Consider the following 537-nt stretch of genomic DNA (forward strand, 5'->3'; position numbering starts at 1 on the left):
CTGGGCCGTATCTCAGTCCCAATGTGGCCGTTCGACCTCTCAGTCCGGCTACTGATCGCAGTCTTGGTAGGCCGTTACCCCACCAACTAACTAATCAGACGTGAGCCCATCTTTCAGCGATAAAATCTTTGGTATAAAAGGGATGTCCCCTCTATACATCATGCGGTATTAGCAGTCGTTTCCAACTGTTGTCCCCCTCTGAAAGGCAGGTTGCTCACGCATTACTCACCCGTCCGCCACTAAGTCATTCCTTGTTCTTGTCCGAAAACTCAAACTCGGAAGCTTCGTTCGACTTGCATGTGTTAGGCACGCCGCCAGCGTTCATCCTGAGCCAGGATCAAACTCTCAATATATGGTATCTAATCATTCCGAAGAATGCTTAAACCGAATACTGAATGCTCAATTGCTTGCTCACTCAAATAGAATTTTATAACGTCTTTCTGTGACGTTTAAATGTCCCGTTTTTCTGGCTTATTTTTGCATAAGCTGTCAAAATTATGGTTTATAATTTTGTCATACATTGTTTAATTTACAAGG

1 rRNA gene is annotated in these 537 nt (G+C 43.9%); it reads right to left on the bottom strand.

Annotation, left to right across the window (positions count from 1 at the left end):
• Positions 1 to 353: ribosomal RNA gene (locus tag RRY12_13415) — 16S ribosomal RNA — on the bottom strand; the annotation flags it as partial.
• Positions 354 to 537: the final 184 nt, after the last annotated feature.

This window comes from Cloacibacillus sp. (genome assembly GCA_036655895.1).
Taxonomy (GTDB): Bacteria; Synergistota; Synergistia; order Synergistales; family Synergistaceae; genus JAVVPF01.